This window comes from Microbacterium sp. GCS4 (genome assembly GCF_001262495.1).
GTDB lineage: Bacteria > Actinomycetota > Actinomycetes > Actinomycetales > Microbacteriaceae > Microbacterium.
The window spans coordinates 692,219-714,091 of the sequence record NZ_LGYE01000002.1 but is presented as its reverse complement, the minus strand read 5'-3'; the positions used below and the strand labels follow the sequence as shown (position 1 = coordinate 714,091).

Sequence of the window (21,873 nt, the reverse complement as noted above, 5' to 3'; positions counted from 1 at the left end):
GGGTCCTCGTGCCTGGGACCGCGTCAGTGATCGACCGCCTTCTCGGCGCCGAATCCGGTGAGGGAGCGCACCTCCATCTCCGCAGCGAGCGTCCGCGATTCCTTCGTGCGGCTCGTGATCGTGCCGAGCCAGCCGAGCAGGAACCCGAGCGGGATCGAGACGATCCCCGGGTTGTTCATGGGCCACAGCACGATGTCGATTCCCGGGATCATCGAGGTCGGCGATCCCGAGAACACCGGCGACAGCACGATCAGGATGATCGCCGAACCCAGCCCGCCGTACATGCTCCACACCGCACCCCGCGTCGTGAACCGACGCCAGAACAGCGAGTACAGGATCGTCGGGAGGTTCGCGGACGCCGCGACGGCGAAGGCCAGAGCCACGAGGAAGGCGATGTTCTGCCCCTGCGCGCCGATCCCGCCCACAATCGCGAGGATGCCGATCACGATCACCGTCCGACGGGCCACGCGCACCTCGGCGTTCGGGTCGGCCTCGACGGGCTTCCCCTCGGCATCCTTCTTGCCCTTCTGGATGACGTTCGCGTAGATGTCGTGCGCGAACGAGGCGGCCGCCGTGATCGTGAGACCTGCGACCACGGCGAGGATCGTCGCGAACGCCACCGCCGAGATGAACCCGAGCAGAAGCGGTCCGCCGAGGTGGAGTGCGAGCAGCGGCGCGGCGGAATTGGGCCCACCCGGCGCTGCGGCGATCACATCGGCTCCCACCAGCGCCCCGGCCCCGTACCCGAGCACGAGCGTCAGGAGGTAGAAACCGCCGATGAGCCAGATCGCCCACACCACGGACCGCCGCGCCTCCTTGGCCGTGGGCACGGTGTAGAAGCGCATCAGCACGTGCGGCAGACCCGCCGTGCCGAGCACCAAGGCCATGCCGAGAGACAAGAAGTCCCACGGGTTCGCCCCGTACTGCAGCCCCGGGCCGAGGATGGCCTCGCCCTTGTCGGAGTTCGCGACCGCGGCCTCGAGCAGCGTGTTGAGGTTGAAGCCGTTGATCGCGAGGACCCAGATCGTCATCGCGAGGGCGCCGCCGATCAGCAGGAACGCCTTCACGATCTGCACCCAGGTGGTGCCCTTCATGCCGCCGATCAGCACGTAGAGGATCATGAGCAGACCCACCACGGCGATCACGATCGACTGCCCGACCCGTCCGTCGATGCCGAGCAGCAGCGAGACGAGACCGCCCGCTCCCGCCATCTGCGCGAGCAGATAGAAGAAGCACACGGCGAGGGTCGTGATCGCGGCGGCCATGCGCACGGGGCGCTGCTTGAGACGGAACGACAGCACGTCGGCCATCGTGAACTTGCCGGTATTGCGCATGAGCTCGGCCACCAGCAGCAGTGCCACGAGCCAGGCCACGAGGAACCCGATCGAGTAGAGGAAGCCGTCGTAGCCGTTGATGGCGATCGCACCGCAGATGCCGAGGAAGGATGCCGCGGACAGGTAGTCCCCCGCGATTGCGAAGCCGTTCTGCGGCCCGGTGAACGAGCGCCCGGCGGCGTAGTAGTCGGCCGCGGTCTTGTTGTTGCGGCTCGCGCGGATCACGATGAAGAGCGTCACCGCGACGAAGGCCAGGAAGATCGAGATGTTGAGGATCGGATTGCTCTCGACGTTCATGCTCCCTCCTGCGCCTTCTCGAGTTCCTCGCGTATCTCACTGGCGATCGGGTCGAGTCTGCGATTCGCGAAAGCGACATATCCCATCGTGATCGCGAACGTGGTCACGAACTGTCCGAGTCCGAAGAGCAGGCCCACGGTGATGTCACCCCAGACCCGCTGCGACATGAAATCGGTCGCGAATGCGGCGAGCAGCACATAGACGAAATACCAGACGAGGAAGAACGCGGCGAGAGGGAAGATGAACGATCTCTGGGTTCTCTTGAGAGTGCGGAATCGTGGCGACTCCTCGACGGCGACGTAATCGATCGCACCTGCCGAATCGCCCGTTGTGTGGTCGGTCATGGGGCCTCCTTGCCTCATGGTCGTCGGGCCCGCCCGGTCGCGCCGAGCGAGTGGTAGGGTCGACGCTACGAAACGGGGAACGGCGTCGTCACCCCCGAAAGTAGGTACTCGTGAGCACTGTGGCCGGGATCGAATCCGAGACGGAGCTCGTCGCCAGGGCGGTGCGCGAGCTCGCTCAGCGCACCCGATTCCCGGTCGCCTTCGGTGGCCTGATCGACGAGGGCGTGGTGAGCGTCACCAGCATCGTCGGCAACCGCACGCACAGCCTCGACGGGCTGCGGGTTCGGCCGGAACGCGGTCTCGGTGGTCGCGCGATGATCGAGCTGCGGCCGAGGATGACGAACGACTACGGCTCCTCCCAGCAGATCACGCACGACTACGACGTCTTCGTGCTCGGTGAGGGACTGCGCACGCTACTCGCTCTGCCGATCGTGGTAGCCGGTCGGCCCCGAGGTGTCCTCTACGCCGGCGCCTGGGACCGTACACCCGAGGACGGTGTCACCACGGCCCCGGCCATGAGCGTCGCGCAGTCCGTGGCGGAGGAGCTCCGGATCCGCGACGAGGTCTCCCGGCGCCTGCGCGAGGCGACGCCGGTCACCGACGGGGTCGCGCCGCAGCAGCGCGAGGAGCTGCGGGAGAGTTTCGCGGAGCTCCGCAGCATCGCCGCATCGGTGGACGACGCAGGGCTGCGCGCGCGGATCGCGCAGGTGGAGAGCCGCCTCGTGGCCCTCGCGGGGGACACTCCCGCTGTCTCGACCGGCCCCGTCCCGACCGTGCACCTGTCGCGACGGGAGACAGACGTGCTCGCGTGCGCCGCCCTCGGCGCGACCAATGCCGAGATCGCCGCGCAGCTCGGATTGCGCGAGGGGACCGTCAAGGCGTACCTCGGCACGGCGATGTCGAAACTCGATGCGTCGACGAGGCACGCCGCGGTCGCGAAAGCGCGGCGAGCAGGGCTTCTGCCCTGAAGCGCATATTCGATCCGCTGACGAGAAACGAATTGCGGCGAAATGTGAGTGGCGCATTTCGACGTCGGCGGTATTGTCTTGTGCATGGCGAAAAGAATTGTGCATCAGCTGGTCGATGACATCGACGGCAGCGTACTGGAAGTCGGCGAAGGCGAGACCGTGCATTTCTCGCTCAACGGAACCTCCTACGAGATCGACCTGAATGCGGCGCACGCGGAGGAGCTGCGTGCGGCATTCGAGCCGTACATCACGGCCGGCCGCCGCGCCGGCTCGGCCGCCGCTCCGCGGTCGTCCTCCCGATCGGGAGCGCCGCGCAAGCGCGCCTCGCGCAACCCCGAGGTCGCGGCGATCCGTGCGTGGGCGAACGACAACGGATACTCGCTGTCTGAGCGGGGCCGGATCCCCGCGCCGGTCGTCGAGGCGTACAACGCCGCGCATTGATTCACTCGGAGGTCGCGTCTCCGGCCTGGGCCCACGGCTCATCCCGGAGCGCGATCTCCTGCGCCATGTCGGTGAGGAACCGGATCACGACATCGCGTTCCTCAGCCGACAGCCGCGCCGCCGAGTAGAACCTCTTCGCCTGCTGCGCGCCGACCGTCTCCATGGCCGCGCGCCGGGTCTCCGGTGTGATCGTGATCGCGAGCGCGCGACGATCCGTCGGATGCGGTGAGCGTACGATGTGGCCGCCCTTCTCCAACCGGTCGAGGAGCTTGGTCGTGGATGCGGTCGAGATGCCGAGGTGCGTCGCGATGCCGCCCGGTGTGGCCACTGCCCCGCGGTTCGCGCACACGATCAGATAGTGCAGTGCCCTCATGTCGGTCTCATTGAGCCGCATGTACCGCCGCGACGCGAGCGACAGCTTCTGCTCGGCGTCGCGCAGTTCACCGAGCGCTCCCATGAGCTCTGCGATCTGCCGCAGGTCCGCAGGCGCCACACCGGTGCGGTCGATCAGGACGCTGCGCGGATCGCTCGCTTCGACGTCGTAGATGGCCGCGTGGGCCAGTCCGTCCGGGGAGATCGCGTCGCCGGCCGCGGGCGCGCTCGTTGCCACCCCGCTCAAGGGGCTGGCGCCGACTCCGTCGTTCATGCCATCATGCTACACACCATTGGATTCATGTTATGTTGATAATTAGCCAAGCTAGCGAAAATGACATGACGCCGGCGAGACCGAGGAGGAACACCGCATGGACGAGGTCACCCTCCTCTCCCCCGAAGGACACGCGATCGGAGTGATCTCGAAGGACGAGGTCCACACGACCGACACCCCCCTCCACCTCGCGTTCTCGTGCTACGTCCTCGATGACGCAGGCCGCCTCCTCGTCACACGCCGCGCGCTCTCCAAGCGCACGTGGGCCGGAGTCTGGACAAACAGCTTCTGCGGGCATCCCCGCCCGGACGAGGCCATCGCGGATGCCGTCGAGCGGCGAGCCCGCGAGGAGCTCGGCCTCGAGCTGGCCGACATCTCCCTCGTTCTCCCCGAGTACCGGTACCGCGCCGTCGACGCCAGCGGGATAGTCGAGAACGAGATCTGCCCCGTGCACGTCGCCCGGGCTGACGGGCCGCTGGCGCCCGCCGACGAGGAAGTCGCGGAATGGGCCTGGGTCGATCCGGGTGAACTCGCGACCGCCGTCGCGGCCACGCCCTTCGCCTTCAGCCCCTGGCTCGTCGAGCAGCTGCCCCTGCTCCGCTCCCGCGGGGCGGTCTGACCATGTCGCCGACGGCGATCCACGAGGACATGGGGATCCGGATCGAGGAGGCACTGCGTCGGCGGTTCACGCATCACGGCGATCACGCCGAGCGCTACGGCGCCGAGTTCGCCGCGCTCTGGCGCGCGGCGGCCGATCACTCCCTGGGCGGGAAGCTCGTGCGCCCGCGGCTGCTCCTCGACATCCATCGCGCTCTCACGGACGACACGGAGGCCGACCCTCCCCTCGCGGCGATCGACGTCGCCGCGCACATCGAGCTGCTGCACTACGCCTTCCTGCTCCACGACGACGTGATCGACGGCGACCTCACGCGTCGCCGTCGCCCCAACCTCATCGGCTCGCTCGCGGCGAGCGCGCCGAGCGCGACCGAGGACGGTGCCCTGCACTGGGCGCGGTCGAGCGCGATCCTCATGGGAGACCTGCTGCTCACTGCGGCCGTGATGGGCTTCGCCCGCGCCGACGTCCCCGAGCAGGTTCGCCTCGGGCTGCTCGAGCTCATGGAGCAGACCATCCTCGAGACCGTCGCGGGGGAGCACACCGACGTCGCCCTGAGCCACGGGATCGTCGCCCCCGAGCTCGACACCGTGCTGAGCATGAGCGTGTACAAGACCGCGACCTACTCGTTCTCCCTCCCGCTGCGCGCGGCGGCACTGCTCGCAGGTGCCTCACCGCATGCCGAGCGCACGCTCACGAGCGTCGGGCGTCACATCGGCCTCGCCTACCAGCTGCAGGATGACCTGCTGTGCGTGTTCGGCGACCACCGGGCGCACGGCAAGGACGCGTTCTCCGACCTCCGCGAGGGCAAGGAGACGGCGATCATCGCGTACGCCCGCTCGACCGCCGCCTGGCCCCGCATCGCGCGCCGCTTCGGAGCATCCGATCTCAGCCTGCAGGAGGCAGGGGAGATCCGCGATCTGCTGCGGGAATGCGGTGCGGAGGGCTTCGCGATCGATCTGGTCGGCGACCAGCTCGACGCCGTGCACTCGCTGCTGGCGGATGCCGAGCTGTCGGGCGACATCGGCCCGGACGCGGCGGGGGCCATCCTGCACACCGTGACCCGACTGGAAGGCCGCCAGGCATGAGCGCCGACCGCGAGGAGTCGTCGACAGAGGGTCTGGGCCGCTTCAGCCGCGCCGCGGACACGGCATCCACCGATGTCATCCGCGCGTACTCGACCTCCTTCGGCCTCGCCACCCGTCTGCTCGGCGAGCGTCACCGCCAGCACGTGCGCAACATCTACGCCATGGTCCGCATCGCCGACGAGATCGTCGACGGGGTCGCGGCGCAGGCGGGACTCGATGCCTCCGCCCAGTCCGCGGCTCTGGAGTCGTACATCGCGGCCACGCACCGGTCGATGAGGGAGGGCTACAGCACCGACCTCGTCCTGCACGCCTTCGCGCGCACGGCCAGGGAGTGCGGCATCGGCGAGGACCTCACGCAGCCCTTCTTCGACTCGATGGCCTCCGACATCTCCGCGCCGTCGGACTTCACGGCGTTCGACGCCGACGCGCACGAGCGCTATGTGTACGGGTCGGCCGAGGTCGTCGGTCTGATGTGCCTGCGGGTGTTCCTGCACGAGGAGACGCGGTCGGACGAGGAACGCGCAGCGCTCGAGCACGGCGCGCGTCAGCTCGGTGCGGCGTTCCAGAACGTGAACTTCCTGCGCGATCTCGCCGACGACACGGACCGCCTGCAGCGCGGGTATCTCGCGGAGTCGGGGCGGCTGACCGACGCGGACCGCGACGAGTGGGTGCGCACGATCCGCGGGCAGCTCGATGACGCGCGGCGGTCGATCCCGCTGCTCCCGAAGGACGCGCGAGCGGCGGTGCGCAGTGCCCACGCCCTGTTCGAGGCCCTCATGCGCCGCGTCGCCCGCACCCCGGCCGCCACGCTCTACGAGAGGCGGGTCCGCGTGCCCGATCCCGTCAAGGCGCTGCTCGCGGCGCGCGCCGTGCTCGTGACCGCGACGGAGCGCGACCGATGAGCCGGGTCGTGGTGATCGGCGCCGGCGTCGCAGGCCTCGCGGTCGCAGGTCTCCTCGCGCGCGACGGCCACGAGGTGACGATCCTCGAGAAGAACGGCCGCGTCGGCGGACGCGCGGGCACGATCGAGCGCGAGGGCTTCCGTTTCGACACCGGTCCCTCCTGGTACCTGATGCCCGAGGTCTTCGACCACTTCTTCGCCATGATGGGCACGTCGACCGAAGAGCAGCTGGATCTCGCACTCCTCGATCCCGGGTATCGCGTCTTCCGCGCACCCCGAGCCGACGGGCGCACCACCGAGCCGATCACCGTCCCGACCGGGCGCGCCGCGGTCTCCGCGCTGTTCGAGTCGCGCGAACCGGGCGCCGCGGCACGGCTCGCCGACTACCTCGACTCGGCGCACGACGCGCGCACCATGGCCGAGCGGTACTTCCTCTACAACCCCTTCACGCGTCTGCGCACGCTCGCCGCGCGCGAGGTGCTGGGCGCGCTCCCCCGCCTCGCCACCCTGCTGGGCACGCGGCTGGAGTCCTTCGCGGCTCGGCGCTTCCGCGACCCTGTGCTGCGGCAGCTCCTCGGATACCCCGCGGTGTTCCTCGGCACCGATCCGCGCACCGCGCCGGCGATGTACCACCTCATGAGCGCGCTCGATCTGGACGAGGGCGTCAGCTACCCCCAGGGCGGTTTCTGGCGGGTGATCGAGCGCATCGCGCAGACCGCGATCGACGCGGGCGCGACGATCGTGACGGATGCCGAGGTCACGGCGATCCGCACCAGGGGTGCCGGCCGCGGCACGGCGGTCTCCGGCGTGGAGTGGCGCGCCGCCGATGGCAGCGCCCGGGCGATCGAGGCCGACCTCGTCGTCTCGGCCGCAGACCTGCATCACACCGAGACGGTGCTGCTGCCGCCGCATCTGCGCACCTATCCGGAGTCGTGGTGGCAGCGGCGTACGAGCGGCCCCGGCGCCGTGCTCGTCATGCTCGGCGTGAAGGGCGCGCTGCCCGAGCTCCCCCATCACTCGCTGTTCTTCACGGATGACTGGGATGCGAACTTCGACGCGATCTTCGGAGAGCATCCCGCGATCCCCTCCCCCGCATCCACCTACGTGTGCCGCCCGAGCGCGACCGACCCGACTGTGGCGCCCGAGGGGCACGAGAACCTCTTCGTCCTCGTGCCGATCCCCGCCGACGTCGGAATCGGCGCAGGCGGATCGGACGGCGGCGGCTCGGAGCTCGTGGAGCGCGCGGCGGACACCGCGATCGATCTGATCTCCGCATGGGCGGGCATCGACGACCTCCGCGAGCGCATCGTCGTGCGCGAGACGCTCGGACCCGCCGACTTCCGCGACGACTACCACTCCTGGCGCGGCGGGATGCTGGGGCCCGCGCACATCCTGTCGCAGAGTGCGATGTTCCGAGCCCATAACGCCTCGCGCCACGTCTCGGGCCTCTACTACGCGGGCGGGACGACGGCGCCGGGGGTCGGCGTGCCGATGTGCCTCATCAGCGCCGAGATCGTGCTCAAGCGCATCCGAGGCGACCACTCCGGCGGCCCGCTCCCGGTTCCCGTCCGCTCCACGAGCGGGACAGCGTGATGGGCCTCGTCTACCTCGCGGCTCTCCTCGTCACCCTGGGATGCATGCTGCTCCTGGACTGGAGGTTCCGTCTGTTCTTCTGGCGGGATCCACTCGCGGCATCCGTGGTCGTGCTCGTCGGACTCGTGTTCTTCCTGGCGTGGGACGTCGCCGGCATCGCCGGAGGCATCTTCTTCCGCGGGGAGGGCGTGATCGCGACGGGCATCCTGCTGGCGCCCGAGCTGCCGCTCGAGGAGCCGGTGTTCCTGGTCTTCCTCGTGGTGTGCACGATGGTCGTCTTCACGGGAGCCGTCCGCGTGCTCGACGCGCTGCACCGTCGCGCGCGGGAGGACCGGACACCATGACCTATCTTCAGCTGTCCGCCTGGTTCACGGCGGCCGCGATCGTCGCCGCGATCGCGCTGACGCTCGCGACGCCCCGGGGTCGCCGCGCGCGACCGGCCGCGATCGCCGTCACGATCGCCGTCCTGTTCGTCCTCACTGCGGTGTTCGACACCGTGATGATCGCCAGCGGACTCTTCCACTACTCCACCGGCCACCTGCTCGACGTGCACATCGGCCTCGCGCCGATCGAGGACTTCGCCTACCCGCTGGCCGGCGCCGTGCTGCTTCCGGCTCTGTGGATGCTGCTCCGCGCCCGACGCGACGCGCAGGTCGGGGTCGGAGACCGAGAGAGCGCGACGACGACCGACGAGGAGAACAGCGGATGAGCACCTCTCGCACGCACGACGCCGCACAGATCCTCCTGTCCTCGCGTCCGATCAGCTGGATCAACACCGCCTTCCCGTTCGCGGCCGCCTACCTGCTGACGACGCGCGAGGTCGACCTCACGCTCGTGATCGGCACGCTCTACTTCCTCGTGCCGTACAACCTCGCGATGTACGGCATCAACGACGTGTTCGACTACGCCTCCGATCTCGCGAACCCGCGCAAGGGCGGCATCGAGGGCGCGCTGCTCGCTCCCCGCATCCACCGCGCGACCCTGTGGGCCGCCGTGCTGTCGAACCTCCCCTTCCTGATCTACCTCGTCATCGTCGGGAATCCGGCGTCGTGGATCTGGCTCGCGGTGAGCGTGTTCGCCGTGATCGCGTACTCGGCACCCGGCCTGCGCTTCAAGGAGCGGCCGTTCCTCGACTCGACCACCTCGAGCCTGCATTTCGTCACTCCGGCGATCGTGGGCCTCGCGCTCGCGGGCGCCGCCATCACCCCGACCCTCGTGATCGTGCTCGTGGCGTTCTTCCTGTGGGGGATGGCCGCGCATGCCTTCGGCGCGGTGCAGGACATCGCGCCCGACCGCGAGGGCGGCATCGGCTCGATCGCGACCGTGATCGGTGCTCGCGCGACCGTGCGTCTCGCGATCGGCCTGTGGGTGCTCGCGGGCGTCGCGATGCTCTTCACCTCGTGGCCCGGTCCTCTCGCGGCGGTGCTCGCGGTCCCGTACATCGTGAACGCCGCCCCGTGGTGGACCGTGACCGACGACACCTCGGCCTCGACGAACCGCGCGTGGCGCCGGTTCATCGCGCTCAACTACATCGCGGGCTTCCTCGCCACGATGATCCTCATCCTCGCCTGGGTCTCCTGACCCCGGCATCCCTCCCCCGCATTCCCCGTATCTCCCGCATCCCCGAATCACCCGCATTCCCCGAATCACCCGCAGCACCGAGAGGCCTTCGATGTCCCGCCCCGCGACCGATCAGATCCCCCAGATGCGAGAGCGATCCCGTCGGCACTCCTGGATGCGGGTCCTGCTGCCCGTCGCCCTGATCCTCGTCTGGCTGGTCGGCGCCGGGCTCGGCGGACCTCTGTTCGGCAAGGTCGACGAGGTCTCCTCGAACGACCAGACGAGCTACCTGCCCAACTCCTCCGACGCCACGCAGGTGCAGAAGCTCCTCGCGGACTTCCGCGACAGCGACACGATCCCCGCGATCGCGGTGTTCGTCGGCGATGCATCCCTCACGGACGCCGAGCTGCAGACGATATCGGATGCCGTGGCGGATGCCCCCTCGGTCGAGGGCGTCAGCGCGGACGTGTCCCCGGCACTGACGTCCGATGACGGCGAGGCCGTGCAGGCGTTCATCCCGATCTCGGGCGACGCCGAGCTCGCCGACACCGTGACCGCACTCGGAGAGGAGCTGCGCGCCGCGGCCCCCGACGGCGTCGCGGTGTACATCACGGGACCTGCGGGCTTCAGCGCCGACCTCGTGGCCGGCTTCGCCGGGATCGACGGCCTGCTCCTGGGCGTCGCGCTGCTCGCGGTGCTCGTGATCCTCGTGCTCGTATACCGCTCGTTCCTGCTGCCGCTCGTCGTGCTCTCGACGAGCCTGTTCGCCCTGTGCGTCGCGCTGCTCGTGGTGTGGTGGCTCGCGAAGTTCGAGGTGCTGCTGCTGAGCGGCCAGACCCAGGGCATCCTGTTCATCCTCGTGATCGGCGCGGCGACCGACTACGCGCTGCTGTTCGTCGCGCGGTTCCGCGAGGAGCTGCGCGTCGCGCAGGACAAGGGCGCGGCGCTGCTGGCCGCGTGGAAGGGGTCGGTCGAGCCGATCGTCGCCTCCGGCGGCACCGTGATCGCCGGCCTGCTGTGCCTGCTGCTGAGCGACCTCAAGTCCAACAGCACCCTCGGTCCGGTCGCGGCGATCGGGATCGTGTTCGCGATGCTGTCGGCGCTGACCCTGCTGCCTGCGCTGCTGCTGCTGTTCGGGCGGGCGGTGTTCTGGCCGCGGCGGCCCCGCTTCGAGCCCGAGGTCGTGGCCGAGGAGCACGGCATGCGCACGACCGGGCTGTGGGCCCGCCTCGCCGGTCTCATCACGAAGCGGCCGCGGGTGATCTGGATCGCCACGACCCTCGTGCTGCTCGCGGGCGCCTCGGGTGTGCTGCAGCTGAACGCGAACGGCGTGCCGCAGTCCGACCTCGTGCTGGGCGCCTCGGAAGCTCGGGACGGCCAGGTCGCGCTGGGCGAGCATTTCCCCGGAGGTTCGGGCAGCCCGGTGTACGTCGTGGTCGCCGAGGACCGCCTGCAGGAGGCCGCCGACGTGCTGCTCGCCGATGACCGCATCGACGGCGTCTCGGTGACGGCTGCGGACTCGCCGAGCGGCTCGGCGCCCGTCACGGCCGACGGCATCACCGCCGTGGGCCCGCCCGGCTCCGCGGCGCCGGAGCCGACCGTCGTCGACGGCGACGTGCTGCTGCAGGGCACGCTCACCGAAGCGGCGGACTCGGATGCCGCGGCGGACGCGCTGCGCGACCTGCGCGCGGAGCTGCACCAGCACGACGCCCTGGTCGGCGGAGTGACGGCGACCGCCGTGGACACGAACGACGCGTCCATCCACGACCGCACCCTGATCATCCCGGTGATCCTGGTCGTGATCATGCTGATCCTGATGCTGCTGCTGCGCTCGATCCTCGCTCCGGTGCTGCTCATCCTCACCACCGTGCTGTCGTTCGGCACCGCGATGGGCGTCTCGGCGCTCGTGTTCAACGGGGTGTTCGACTTCCCCGGCGCCGACCCCGCCGTCCCCCTGTACGGCTTCGTTTTCCTCGTCGCCCTCGGGATCGACTACAACATCTTCCTGATGACGCGGGTGCGGGAGGAATCGCTCGCGCACGGGACGCGCGAGGGAGTGCTGCGCGGACTGTCCATCACGGGCGGCGTGATCACCTCGGCGGGTCTCGTGCTCGCGGCGACGTTCGCGGCACTGTCGGTGATCCCGATCCTGTTCCTGGTGCAGCTCGCGTTCATCGTCGCGTTCGGCGTGCTGCTCGACACTTTCGTCGTGCGGTCGCTGCTCGTGCCGGCGCTCGCCTACGATCTCGGCAAGGTGATCTGGTGGCCGTCGAAGCTGTGGCGGAGAGGACGCGACTGACCGCACCGCAGGAGTGAGTGCCCTCGACTGGATTCGAACCAGCGACCTGCCCTTTAGGAGAGGGCTGCTCTATCCTGCTGAGCTACGAAGGCGTGATCCCAGTCTACGGGAGACCACTCGCCCGCCCCTCACGCCGCGAGGGCCAGATACGGCTCCCACCGCGGGTCGCTGCGCTCGCTCCCCCGCACGGTCCAGGCGGTGCCGTGCGGCGGTCGCGGTGTGAAGCGCAGCTGCCAGCGCATCTCCTGCGGGGTGCGGTCGCTCTTGACGTTGTTGCAGCGGAGGCAGCAGGCCACGAGGTTCTCCCACGAGTCGGCACCGCCGCGCGACCGCGGAAGCACATGGTCGATCGTCGAGGCGGCCTTGCCGCAGTAACCGCAGCGGTGGTCGTCGCGGCGCAGCACCCCGCGACGCGTGACCGGCACGCGTCTGCTCACGGGGATGCGCACATAGCGCGAGAGGATGATGACGGCGGGACGGTCGTACACCCCGTGACTGCCCCACACGGGATCGTCTTCGATGTGTTCGATCACGGTCGCCTTGTCGTTCATGACCAGGACCAGTGCTCTCTTGAACGACACGATCGCCAGGGGCTCGTATCCCGCGTTCAGTACCAGTGTGCGCATCGCCATCCTCTCGATCCGCCGGGACGGCTTCCCGGCACTCTCGACTCACACGAAGCCACCGAGGGGAAGCGTTCGCAGGGACGAAAAAAGGCGCTGTCTACTGACAGCGCCTCATGCGCGCGGCTGCACCGCGGCGCCCCTGCGGACGATGCTGAAGGACGTGACGACCGAGGGCATCCATGGTGCGGATGCTCGGTATTCGATCCATCAGCCTCTCCCGCCTCTGCGACAACGGGTTCAGGCTAACCCATCACAGCGGCCTCGGGGCCGAACTCCCGGTGAACACTCGAAGGCGTGTCCACCGCGCGTCCACGTCGAACGGGCGGCTCAGCCCGCGTTCGCGGCGAGCCAGGCGATCGGCTCGTAGAGCCCGCCGTTGACCCAGACCTCGAAGTGGAGGTGGTTGGCGGTGGAACGACCGGTGCTCCCCACGAAGCCGATGAGCTGGCCGGCGGCCACGGTCTCGCCCGCCTGGACCTGACGCGAACCGTAGGTCATGTGACCGTAGGTCGTCTGCACGCGCTGTCCGCCCACGACGCTGTCGATCATGACGGCTACGCCGTAGCCGCCGATGCTCTCGGCGGACTGACGCACGACGCCCGCGGCCGCGGCGTAGATCGGGGTGCCCTGCGGAGCGAGCATGTCGGCGCCGTTGTGCGCGCCGCCGACCGTGCGGCTGACGCTGTACGAGCCCTGCGGCAGCGGATAGCGGACCTCGCCCGAACCGGGCGAGACGAGCGCGTAGTTGCCGATGTCGAAGGTCCGGCTGCCGGCGGATGCGGTCTGCGCCGCCGCTGCCGCGCGAGCGGCCGCAGCCTCCTCGGCCTTCTTCTTCTCGATCTCGTCGGGAGTCGTCGCACTGAAGGTTCCGCGCGCGAGCGGTGCGGCGGTCGCCTGCGAGGCGACCACGAGCGACTGGGCATCGACGGCCGCGAGCTGCTGCACGGTGGCAGCGGACTCCGCGGGCTGGGAGTTCGCGTAGGCGGGGAGTGCGACGGCGGCCACGAGAGCCCCGACCGCGCCGAAGATGGCGACGGAGCGCAGGGGCTTGACGACGGTGCGCGCGCTCACCCGCGGACGGGTGCGCGGGGCGACTGCTCGATCTTCAGGTGTGTTCGCGGACTGGATGTCTTTGACCAAAACGTGATCCTCCTGCGCCTCACGCGCAGTGGCGTCGGCTCGTCGGCACTCTGCTCTCGGGGCACGTGTGTATCTCGGGTACGTTGTGCATTCCACCCGCGAGGACGACGAGCCGGAAAGGCGAATCCCCAGGGGTATCGTCCGCGGGCTTCTCGCCGACGACCCGTCCGAGGTTACCGGAAGATAACGGTCCTGTCACCCTGTGAACCTGGCAATCGCCGGACAGCGCCGCCACGACCCGGAGGATCAGGCGGGTTCGCCCACGAGGAAGATGTGCGAGGCGAGCTCGACGGGCAGCTCGAGACCGTCGTCCTTGCCCTCCATCTGGATCAGGACGTATCCCTCGTTGAAGCGGTAGTCGCCCTTGGCGCCCGGCACCACTCCGGCGTCGCGGAGCTGCTCGAGGAGCTCCGGGTCGACCTGCGCGGGCTCGGCCAGGCGACGCACGGTCCCCTCGACCGGGGCGCCCGCGGCGTTGAGCTTCTGGACGAGGCCGATGACGCCCTCGTCGAACGTGCGGGCAGGGGCATCGCCCAGCTGGTCGAGACCGGGGATCGGGTTGCCGTAGGGCGACTCGGTCGGGTGGCCGAGCAGCTCGACGAGACGACGCTCGACCTGCTCGCTCATGACGTGCTCCCACCGGCACGCCTCGTCGTGCACGAATGCCCAGTCGAGCCCGATCACGTCGGAGAGCAGACGCTCGGCGAGACGGTGCTTGCGCATCACGTCGACGGCCTTGCGACGGCCGGAGTCGGTGAGCTCGAGCGTGCGGTCCTCGGAGACGACCACGAGGCCGTCCCGCTCCATGCGGCCGACCGTCTGCGAGACCGTGGGCCCCGAGTGGCCGAGGCGCTCGGAGATCCGTGCGCGCAACGGCACGATGTTCTCCTCCTCGAGCTCGAGGATGGTTCGGAGGTACATCTCCGTAGTGTCGATCAAGTCGGTCATGTCGCCCTCCGGGTCTTCTTAGGCAAGCCTACATTCCCGCACGGACATCGGGGCGTCACGCGGCCGACACCGCGCGGGGCACGGCCTAGAATCGACGCATGCCGATCGAGATTCCCCGTGACCTCCTGCCCGTCGACGGCCGCTTCGGATGCGGCCCATCGAAGGTGCGCCCCGAGCAGCTCGACGCCCTGCTCGCCGCGGGCCCCACCCTCCTCGGGACCTCGCACCGACAGGCGCCGGTGAAGAACCTCGTCGGCAGCGTCCGCGAGCAGCTCGCCGCGCTGTTCCGCCTCCCCGATGGGTACGAGATCATCGTCGGGAACGGCGGGTCCACCGCATTCTGGGATGCTGCGGCCTTCGGCCTAATCGAGCGCCGCAGCCAGAACCTCGTGTTCGGCGAGTTCGGCGGCAAGTTCGCCGCCGCGGCCGCTGCTCCGTGGCTCACCACCCCCGACGTGCGCAAGGCCGAGCCGGGCACGCGCACCGTGGCCGAGGTCCTCCCCGACGTCGACGTCTACGCATGGCCGCACAACGAGACCTCCACGGGTGTCAGCGCACCGATCTCGCGCATGGCCGCGGAGGGCGCGCTCACGGTGATCGATGCGACGAGCGCCGCCGGCGGTATCGACTTCGACGCCGCGCAGGCCGACGTCTACTACTTCGCCCCGCAGAAGAACCTGGGCTCCGACGGCGGGCTGTGGTTCGCGGCCGTGTCCCCGGCCGCGATCGAGCGCATCGAGCGCATCGCGGCCTCCGACCGCTACATCCCCGAGTTCCTCAGCCTGAAGAACGCCGTGGACAACTCGCGCCTGAACCAGACCCTCAACACCCCGGCCCTGACCACGCTGCACCTGCTCGACAGCCAGCTGAGCTGGATCCTCGCGAACGGCGGACTCGCCTGGGCGGGCGCGCGGACCGCCGAGTCCTCCGGCATCCTGTACGACTGGGCGACGGCCTCCGACGTGGCGACGCCGTTCGTGGCCGACCCCGCGGACCGCTCCCCCGTCGTCGTCACAATCGACTTCGACGAATCGGTCGACGCCGCAGCGATCGCGAAGACCCTGCGCGCGAACGGCATCGTCGACACCGAGCCCTACCGCAAGCTCGGCCGCAACCAGCTCCGCGTCGCGACCTTCGTATCGATCGACCCGGACGACGTCCGTCAGCTCACCCGGGCACTCGACTTCGTGTTGGAGAACCGGGACGCCTGACCAGCGCATCCGCAGACGAGAAGAGGAGGCCGCGCGATCGCGCGGCCTCCTCTTCTCATTGTTCGTCCGATTCGCTCTCGCGGAGACTCACTCCTCGTCGTCGGAAACGAGCTCTTCCGAATCGTCGTCGGAATCGGCGTCGTCATCCGAGTCCTCGTCGGAGTCGGCGTCGTCATCCGAGTCGTCGTCGGAATCGGTGTCGTCGTCCGAGTCGTCGTCGGAATCGGCGTCGTCATCCGAGTCGTCGTCGGAATCGGCGTCGTCTTCCGAATCGTCGTCGTCATCCGAGTCGTCCGCGGAGTCGTCGAGCTCGTCGATGTCCACGCCGTCGAGGTCGCCGCCGTGCACGGGGCGCGGCTCGCTCGTCAGCTCGTCGTCGAGATCGTCGTCGAGGTCGTCGTCCTCCTCGGAGTCGTCCTCGAGATCCTCATCCTCGTCCTCGTCGATGTCGTCGATCTCGTCGTCGATCTCGTCCTCGTCGTCGACGTCGTCCTCGGCGCTCTCGTCGTCGGCGGCGGCGACAACCGCGGCCTGCTCGGCGAGCTCCGCCTGGTGCGCACGGTACTCGGCCAGCCGCTCGGCCCACGGCACCCACTCCGGTGCCAGGAGCGCGCCGTCACCGGGCAGGAGCTCGACCTCGAGCACGGTCGGCTCCTCGTCGTCGACGCGCGCCACCGTCACCGTCCAGTACCAGCCGGGGTAGCCCGCGAGCCGGTTCTCGAAACGCAGGGAGACCGAGCCGTCCTCCTCGGGGAGATAGCCGGCTGCGGGTCCGATGGTGGACTCGGGGGTGATCTCGCGCAGGGCCTCGAGTGCGAGATCGTGCGCCTCGACGAGACGCGGGTCGACGTCAGGCTTCGAGGTCATCGGCGACCTTGCGCAGGACGGCCGCGATCTTGCGACCGTGGCCGGAGGACGGATAGCGACCGCGGCGCAGGTCGCCGCCGATGCCGTCGAGGAGCTTCACCAGGTCCTCGACGATGATCGCCATGTCGTCGGCGGGCTTGCGCTTGGCCTTCGACAGGCTGGGCGGTGCCTCGAGCACGCGCACCGACAGCGCCTGCAGACCGCGCTTGCCGTCGGCGACACCGAACTCGACCCGAGCGCCGGCCTTCACAGCCGTGCCGGCGGGCATCGCCGAGGCATGCAGGAAGACGTCCTGGCCGTCATCGGAGGCGATGAAGCCGAAACCCTTGTCTTCGTCGTAGAACCTGACCTTGCCGGTGGGCATGGGAGAAACCTCGCTGAGTCGGTGTGGAGCTGGATCGCCGCACGGGATGCGGCCCCACCAGCCTACCGGTCGGAGACCCCTCGGATGCGGGCCGTGACCGAGCGATCCCCGGTCACGCCACGGATCCGCCTGCGCCGCCCAACGGCTAGGCTGAGACGGATGAGCACCCAGAGTCCGGAACCCGAGGTTCCCGTCCGTCGCATCGATCGCGTCCTGGCGTTCTCGGCGCTCGGCCTCGCGGCGGCATCCATCGTGTGCTTCTTCGCGATCATCATCGGCACCGCTGTGGGCATGCAGCAGGAGGACTTCGGGGCGGGCGTCTGGCCCGTCGTCGCGGCCATCCCCTACTGGGGCCTCCCGTTGGCCTTCGTGATGATCATCGTGCTGCTCGCGATGAGCTTCATCCGGAAGGGCCGCGCCTCGCGGCCCTGAGGACCCCGGCATGAGCACGCACGCCCGCCCGCTGGCCGACTGGCTGGCCGCGGCGAGCGATGCCGAGCTCGCAGACCTGTTCGCGGCACGCGGAGTGCGCGCCGACGCCGGATGGCAGGATTTCTTCGACGCCGCGGAGGCCCTGCTCGATCCTGGCTCGATCTCGCGCGCGCTTCCCTCCCTCACGCACGCGGAGGCCGACGCGCTGCGCCGGATCGCCGACGGCGGAGCACCAGTCGACGCGGATGCCGCGGCCGTCGCGACCCTGCGGCGGCTCGCGCTCCTGCGACCGGACGGCTCGGCGGCACCGCCCGTCGTGGCGGCGCTGGGCGACCGTCCCGCACCGCCGGCCGCCGACTCGACGACCCCCGGCTCCTCGTCCGACTCCGCCGCGGCGCACGCAGCCGAGCGGGCCTTCACGACCGTCGCGACCGTCGCAGATCTCCTGATGCTCACCCGCGAACGCCCGCTGGCCCTGCTCAGCGGCGGGGCTCTGAACGCCGGCGAGAAGCGTCAGCTCGCCGAGCAGGGTCTCCCCGCCGAGCAACTCGACGACATGCTCGCGATCGCGTCCACCGCGGGACTCGTGGTGGGCCACGATCGACGACTGCACACCACGGAGCCCGCAGAGCGCTGGTTGCGCGCCTCCGCCGCGGAGCGGTGGTCGCAGCTCGCGACCGCATTCCGAGACGGTCTCCCGCGGGGTCTGCGCTCCGCCGATCAGGGCTGGATCCCGACCTCCGCCTGGGATGACGCGCACCCCTGGGACCCCGCGTGGCGTGAGCGCGCCGCGGCACTGCGAGAGCACGCCAGGCTGCTGGGACTCATCGCCGACGACGGCTCGGAGCCCGCCTGGACTCGGCCGCTCCGCTCCGGCGCGGCGGCGGATCCGTCGGCACTCGTGAGCCACCTGCCTGCCGAGGTCGACCGCATCTTTCTGCAGAACGACCTCAGCGCGATCTCCCCGGGCCCCCTCGCTCCGGCTCTCGACGTGCGACTGCGCACGATCGCGGCACGCGAGTCCGCTGCGCAGGCGTCGACGTACCGGTTCGCTCCGGAGTCGATCGCGCACGCGCTCGTCCAGGGGGAAACCGAGGAGTCGATCGTGTCGTTCCTGGAGGAGATCTCGCTCACCGGCATCCCGCAACCGCTCCGCTACCTCGTGACCCAGACCTCCCAGCGCCACGGCCTCGTGCGCGTGTCGACCGACGAGGAGACCGGGCGCACGCGCATCGAGAGCGTCGACCAGAATCTCATCAGGGCGATGGCCGTCGACCAGGCACTGCGGCCGCTCGCGCTGACGGCGCACGTCGAATCGCTCACGACCCGCGTCGGCCGCGACACCGTGTACTGGGCGCTCACGGACGCGCGCTATCCGGCGACCCTCGTGGACGAGCACGGCACCGTGATCGCCGGCGAGCGGCATCTCGCCGCGGCCGTTGCGCCGAGCACGCCGGATCACTCCGCACTCATCGCCGCCCTGCGCTCGCATCAGGGGCCGGACGCCGACGCCGCCTGGCTCGACCGCGAGCTCGAAGCGGCGGTGCGCGCCAAGGCGGTGCTCCGCGTGACCGTGGGGATGCCGGACGGCTCGACCCGCGATCTCGTGCTCGAGGCCACCGGCCTCGGCGGCGGCCGCCTGCGGGGCCGCGATCGCGCGGCCGATGTCGAGCGGACCCTCCCGGTCTCGAGCATCCGCTCCGCGACCGTGATCGCACCGTGACCGCGCTCGCCCCGACCTCGGGAACGCCCGGTAAACTGGTCTGCTATGTCTGATGGCCCCCTGATCGTCCAGAGCGATCGCACCGTGCTGCTCGAGGTCGCCCACGCGGATGCCGAGAGCGCCCGCCACGAACTCGCGATCTTCGCCGAACTCGAGCGTGCCCCCGAGCACATCCACACGTACCGGATCACGCGCCTCGGACTCTGGAACGCCCGTGCCGCCGGGCACACCGCCGAGGACATGCTCGAGACCCTCGACCGCTGGTCGCGCTTCCCCGTCCCGCCGTCCGTCGCAGTCGACCTGCGCGAGACCGTGAACCGCTACGGACGGCTCGTGATCGAGCGCGACGACGAGGGCGTGCTGATCCTCCGCTCGACCGACCCCGCTGTGCTCACCCAGGTCGCGAACAACAAGCGCATCCAGCCGCTGCTGATCGGCCACCCGTCCCCCGAGACGTACGTCGTCGACGCATGGGCGCGCGGGCAGATCAAGCAGGAGCTGCTCAAGATCGGCTGGCCGGCCGAGGACCTCGCCGGATACACCCCAGGCACCCCGCACGAGATCGAATTGGACGAGGGCACCTGGCAGATCCGCCCGTACCAGCAGGATGCGGTCGACGCGTTCTCGAAGGACGGCTCGGGCGTCGTCGTGCTCCCCTGCGGTGCGGGCAAGACGATCGTGGGAGCGGGTGCCATGGCCGCCACCAAGACGACCACCCTGATCCTGGTGACCAACACGGTGTCGGCGCGCCAGTGGCGCGACGAGCTCCTCAAGCGCACGAGCCTCACCCCGGAGGAGATCGGCGAGTACTCGGGCCAGGCCAAGGAGGTCAAGCCCGTCACGATCGCGACCTATCAGATCCTCACGGCCAAGCGGAAGGGCCAGTACGCGCACCTCGCGCTGCTGGACGCCCTCGACTGGGGCCTGATCGTCTACGACGAGGTGCACCTGCTCCCCGCCCCGGTCTTCAAGCTCACCGCCGACCTGCAGGCGCGCCGTCGCATCGGACTCACCGCCACTCTCGTGCGCGAGGACGGCCGCGAGGGCGATGTGTTCAGCCTGATCGGACCCAAGCGCTTCGACGCCCCGTGGAAGCAGATCGAGGCGCAGGGGTTCATCTCCCCCGCGGTCTGCTACGAGGTGCGCGTGGATCTTCCGCCGGACGACCGGCTGGAGTACGCGGCAGCCACCGACGACGAGCGCTACCGGCTCGCCGCCTCCGCCCCCGCGAAGATCGATGCGGTGCGGGAGCTCATCGCGAAGCATCCCGATGAGCAGATCCTCGTGATCGGCCAGTACCTCGACCAGCTCGACACGCTGTCCGAGGCGCTGAACGCGCCGCAGATCACCGGGGCCACCCCCGTCGACGAGCGCGAGGAGCTGTACCGGCAGTTCCGCGAGGGCGAGATCCAGCTGCTCGTGGTGTCGAAGGTCGCCAACTTCTCGATCGACCTCCCCGAGGCCTCGGTCGCGATCCAGGTGTCCGGGTCCTTCGGCTCGCGACAGGAGGAGGCTCAGCGCTTGGGACGCCTCCTGCGGCCCAAGCAGTCCGGCCACACGGCGAGCTTCTACACGCTCGTGGCGCGCGACACGATCGACCAGGACTACGCGCAGAACCGCCAGCGGTTCCTCGCCGAACAGGGTTACAGCTACACCATCGTGGACGCGGATGCCATCGCGGCCTGACCGCCGCTCCGACGAATAGTCAGCATCCGCATGGCCGGAGTCACCATAATGGGGTCATGACTGATGCGCGCATCCTGGTCGTCGACGACGAGCCGAACATCCGCGACCTCCTCTCGACGGGGCTGAGCTTCGCCGGGTTCCAGGTGAAGACGGTGGCCAACGGCGCCGCCACGATCTCGGCGGTGCTCGAGGAGGAGCCGGACCTCATCATCCTCGACGTCATGCTCCCGGACATGAACGGCTTCAGCGTGACCAAGCGCCTCCGCGGCGCGGGCTTCACGGCGCCGATCCTGTTCCTCACCGCCAAGGACGGCACCGACGACAAGATCGAGGGCCTGAACGCGGGCGGCGACGACTACGTCACGAAGCCGTTCAGCCTCGACGAGATCGTCGCGCGTGCGCAGGCCATCCTCCGTCGCACGATGCAGGCCGACGAGGAGTCGATCATCCGCGCCGGCGAGCTGTCGATGGACCAGGACACGCACGACGTGCACGTCGGCCAGGAGCCGATCGAGCTCAGCCCGACCGAGTTCAAGCTCCTGCGCTACCTGATGCTCAACCCGAACCGCGTGCTGTCGAAGGCGCAGATCCTCGACCACGTGTGGGAGTACGACTTCAACGGCGACGCCGGCATCGTCGAGAGCTACATCTCGTACCTGCGCCGCAAGATCGACCCGCACACCGAGGAGTCGGTCATCCAGACCAAGCGCGGCTTCGGCTACATGCTCAAGGTCGGCAAGTAGGTCTCGCCGACGACGGCGGGGCCGTCGTCGCACCGCGCGTGACCGGAGG

At 69.6% G+C, this 21,873-nt stretch carries 23 protein-coding genes and 1 tRNA gene; 15 read left to right on the top strand and 9 right to left on the bottom strand.

The genetic code is table 11. The features are described from left to right. Positions 1 to 23: 23 nt before the first annotated feature. Both AKH00_RS10700 and AKH00_RS10695 read right to left on the bottom strand, forming a co-directional pair. A complete protein-coding gene (locus AKH00_RS10700; RefSeq protein ID WP_050722675.1) occupies positions 24 to 1,631 on the bottom strand; it encodes a solute symporter family protein in 1,608 nt (535 codons plus the stop codon). Continuing rightward, positions 1,628 to 1,975, bottom strand: a complete 348-nt coding sequence (locus AKH00_RS10695) for a DUF485 domain-containing protein (RefSeq protein ID WP_050722674.1) — start codon at positions 1,973 to 1,975, stop codon at positions 1,628 to 1,630. Before AKH00_RS10695 ends, AKH00_RS10700 begins: the two co-directional genes overlap by 4 nt. Before the next feature lie 110 nt (positions 1,976 to 2,085). On the opposite strand from AKH00_RS10695, the gene AKH00_RS10690 reads away from it, so the two are divergent. Next, entirely contained in the window at positions 2,086 to 2,943 is an 858-nt protein-coding gene (locus AKH00_RS10690; RefSeq protein ID WP_050722673.1) for a LuxR C-terminal-related transcriptional regulator, read from the top strand. A gap of 84 nt (positions 2,944 to 3,027) precedes the next feature. Beyond that, a complete protein-coding gene (locus tag AKH00_RS10685; protein WP_050722672.1) occupies positions 3,028 to 3,384 on the top strand; it encodes a histone-like nucleoid-structuring protein Lsr2 in 357 nt (118 codons plus the stop codon). 1 nt (position 3,385) lies between these two features. On the opposite strand, the gene AKH00_RS10680 is transcribed toward AKH00_RS10685, so the two are convergent. Next, positions 3,386 to 4,030 (bottom strand): MarR family winged helix-turn-helix transcriptional regulator, encoded by a 645-nt coding sequence (locus AKH00_RS10680; RefSeq protein WP_082297548.1) that lies wholly within the window; start codon positions 4,028 to 4,030, stop codon positions 3,386 to 3,388. A gap of 97 nt (positions 4,031 to 4,127) precedes the next feature. Here AKH00_RS10680 and idi point away from each other — a divergent pair, with 97 nt between their 5' ends. The 8 genes from idi to AKH00_RS10640 all read left to right on the top strand — a co-directional run bounded on the left by idi (position 4,128) and on the right by AKH00_RS10640 (position 12,084). Beyond that, positions 4,128 to 4,649, top strand: coding sequence for an isopentenyl-diphosphate Delta-isomerase (idi, locus tag AKH00_RS10675; RefSeq protein ID WP_050722671.1), 522 nt, complete (start codon positions 4,128 to 4,130; stop codon positions 4,647 to 4,649). A gap of 2 nt (positions 4,650 to 4,651) precedes the next feature. Next, complete coding sequence (locus tag AKH00_RS10670) at positions 4,652 to 5,731, top strand: polyprenyl synthetase family protein (protein WP_050722670.1); 1,080 nt, start codon at positions 4,652 to 4,654, stop codon at positions 5,729 to 5,731. Beyond that, positions 5,728 to 6,633, top strand: a complete 906-nt coding sequence (locus AKH00_RS10665; protein WP_050722669.1) for a phytoene/squalene synthase family protein — start codon at positions 5,728 to 5,730, stop codon at positions 6,631 to 6,633. The genes AKH00_RS10670 and AKH00_RS10665 overlap by 4 nt, the downstream gene beginning before the upstream one ends. Then, entirely contained in the window at positions 6,630 to 8,225 is a 1,596-nt protein-coding gene (gene crtI / locus AKH00_RS10660; RefSeq protein WP_050722668.1) for a phytoene desaturase family protein, read from the top strand. The genes AKH00_RS10665 and crtI overlap by 4 nt, the downstream gene beginning before the upstream one ends. Continuing rightward, on the top strand, positions 8,225 to 8,569 hold the full coding sequence (locus AKH00_RS10655) for a lycopene cyclase domain-containing protein (RefSeq protein WP_050722667.1): 345 nt from the start codon (positions 8,225 to 8,227) through the stop codon (positions 8,567 to 8,569). Before crtI ends, AKH00_RS10655 begins: the two co-directional genes overlap by 1 nt. After that, complete coding sequence (locus AKH00_RS10650; protein ID WP_050722666.1) at positions 8,566 to 8,934, top strand: lycopene cyclase domain-containing protein; 369 nt, start codon at positions 8,566 to 8,568, stop codon at positions 8,932 to 8,934. The genes AKH00_RS10655 and AKH00_RS10650 overlap by 4 nt, the downstream gene beginning before the upstream one ends. Continuing rightward, on the top strand, positions 8,931 to 9,806 hold the full coding sequence (locus AKH00_RS10645) for a prenyltransferase (RefSeq protein WP_050722665.1): 876 nt from the start codon (positions 8,931 to 8,933) through the stop codon (positions 9,804 to 9,806). The genes AKH00_RS10650 and AKH00_RS10645 overlap by 4 nt, the downstream gene beginning before the upstream one ends. A 91-nt stretch (positions 9,807 to 9,897) precedes the next feature. Next, entirely contained in the window at positions 9,898 to 12,084 is a 2,187-nt protein-coding gene (locus AKH00_RS10640) for an MMPL family transporter (RefSeq protein WP_050722664.1), read from the top strand. Between the two features lie 18 nt (positions 12,085 to 12,102). Here the strand turns inward: AKH00_RS10640 and AKH00_RS10635 are convergent. The 4 genes from AKH00_RS10635 to AKH00_RS10620 all read right to left on the bottom strand — a co-directional run bounded on the left by AKH00_RS10635 (position 12,103) and on the right by AKH00_RS10620 (position 14,798). After that, positions 12,103 to 12,176, bottom strand: a tRNA-Arg gene (locus AKH00_RS10635). 36 nt (positions 12,177 to 12,212) lie between these two features. Further along, positions 12,213 to 12,710: an HNH endonuclease gene (locus tag AKH00_RS10630; protein WP_050722943.1), complete on the bottom strand. Its 498-nt coding sequence runs from the start codon at positions 12,708 to 12,710 to the stop codon at positions 12,213 to 12,215. A gap of 327 nt (positions 12,711 to 13,037) precedes the next feature. Beyond that, complete coding sequence (locus AKH00_RS10625) at positions 13,038 to 13,781, bottom strand: M23 family metallopeptidase (protein ID WP_050722663.1); 744 nt, start codon at positions 13,779 to 13,781, stop codon at positions 13,038 to 13,040. A gap of 315 nt (positions 13,782 to 14,096) precedes the next feature. Next, entirely contained in the window at positions 14,097 to 14,798 is a 702-nt protein-coding gene (locus AKH00_RS10620; protein WP_050722662.1) for a metal-dependent transcriptional regulator, read from the bottom strand. 98 nt (positions 14,799 to 14,896) lie between these two features. On the opposite strand from AKH00_RS10620, the gene serC reads away from it, so the two are divergent. Further along, positions 14,897 to 16,009 carry a phosphoserine transaminase gene (serC, locus tag AKH00_RS10615; RefSeq protein WP_050722661.1) on the top strand — a complete coding sequence of 371 codons (1,113 nt, stop codon included), beginning with the start codon at positions 14,897 to 14,899 and terminating at the stop codon, positions 16,007 to 16,009. Positions 16,010 to 16,096: 87 nt separating this feature from the next. Here the strand turns inward: serC and AKH00_RS10610 are convergent, their stop codons facing one another. Both AKH00_RS10610 and AKH00_RS10605 read right to left on the bottom strand, forming a co-directional pair. Next, positions 16,097 to 16,876, bottom strand: a complete 780-nt coding sequence (locus AKH00_RS10610; protein ID WP_082297547.1) for a DUF3027 domain-containing protein — start codon at positions 16,874 to 16,876, stop codon at positions 16,097 to 16,099. Next, positions 16,860 to 17,240 carry a cold-shock protein gene (locus tag AKH00_RS10605; protein WP_050722660.1) on the bottom strand — a complete coding sequence of 127 codons (381 nt, stop codon included), beginning with the start codon at positions 17,238 to 17,240 and terminating at the stop codon, positions 16,860 to 16,862. The genes AKH00_RS10610 and AKH00_RS10605 overlap by 17 nt, the downstream gene beginning before the upstream one ends. Before the next feature lie 159 nt (positions 17,241 to 17,399). Here AKH00_RS10605 and AKH00_RS10600 point away from each other — a divergent pair, with 159 nt between their 5' ends. The 4 genes from AKH00_RS10600 to AKH00_RS10585 are packed head-to-tail and all read left to right on the top strand — an operon-like array spanning position 17,400 to position 21,824. Then, entirely contained in the window at positions 17,400 to 17,672 is a 273-nt protein-coding gene (locus AKH00_RS10600) for a hypothetical protein (protein WP_050722659.1), read from the top strand. A gap of 10 nt (positions 17,673 to 17,682) precedes the next feature. Then, positions 17,683 to 19,395 carry a helicase-associated domain-containing protein gene (locus AKH00_RS10595; RefSeq protein ID WP_050722658.1) on the top strand — a complete coding sequence of 571 codons (1,713 nt, stop codon included), beginning with the start codon at positions 17,683 to 17,685 and terminating at the stop codon, positions 19,393 to 19,395. 45 nt (positions 19,396 to 19,440) lie between these two features. Next, a complete protein-coding gene (locus AKH00_RS10590; protein WP_050722657.1) occupies positions 19,441 to 21,081 on the top strand; it encodes a DNA repair helicase XPB in 1,641 nt (546 codons plus the stop codon). Positions 21,082 to 21,137: 56 nt separating this feature from the next. Then, positions 21,138 to 21,824 carry a response regulator transcription factor gene (locus AKH00_RS10585; protein WP_050722656.1) on the top strand — a complete coding sequence of 229 codons (687 nt, stop codon included), beginning with the start codon at positions 21,138 to 21,140 and terminating at the stop codon, positions 21,822 to 21,824. Positions 21,825 to 21,873 lie beyond the last annotated feature (49 nt).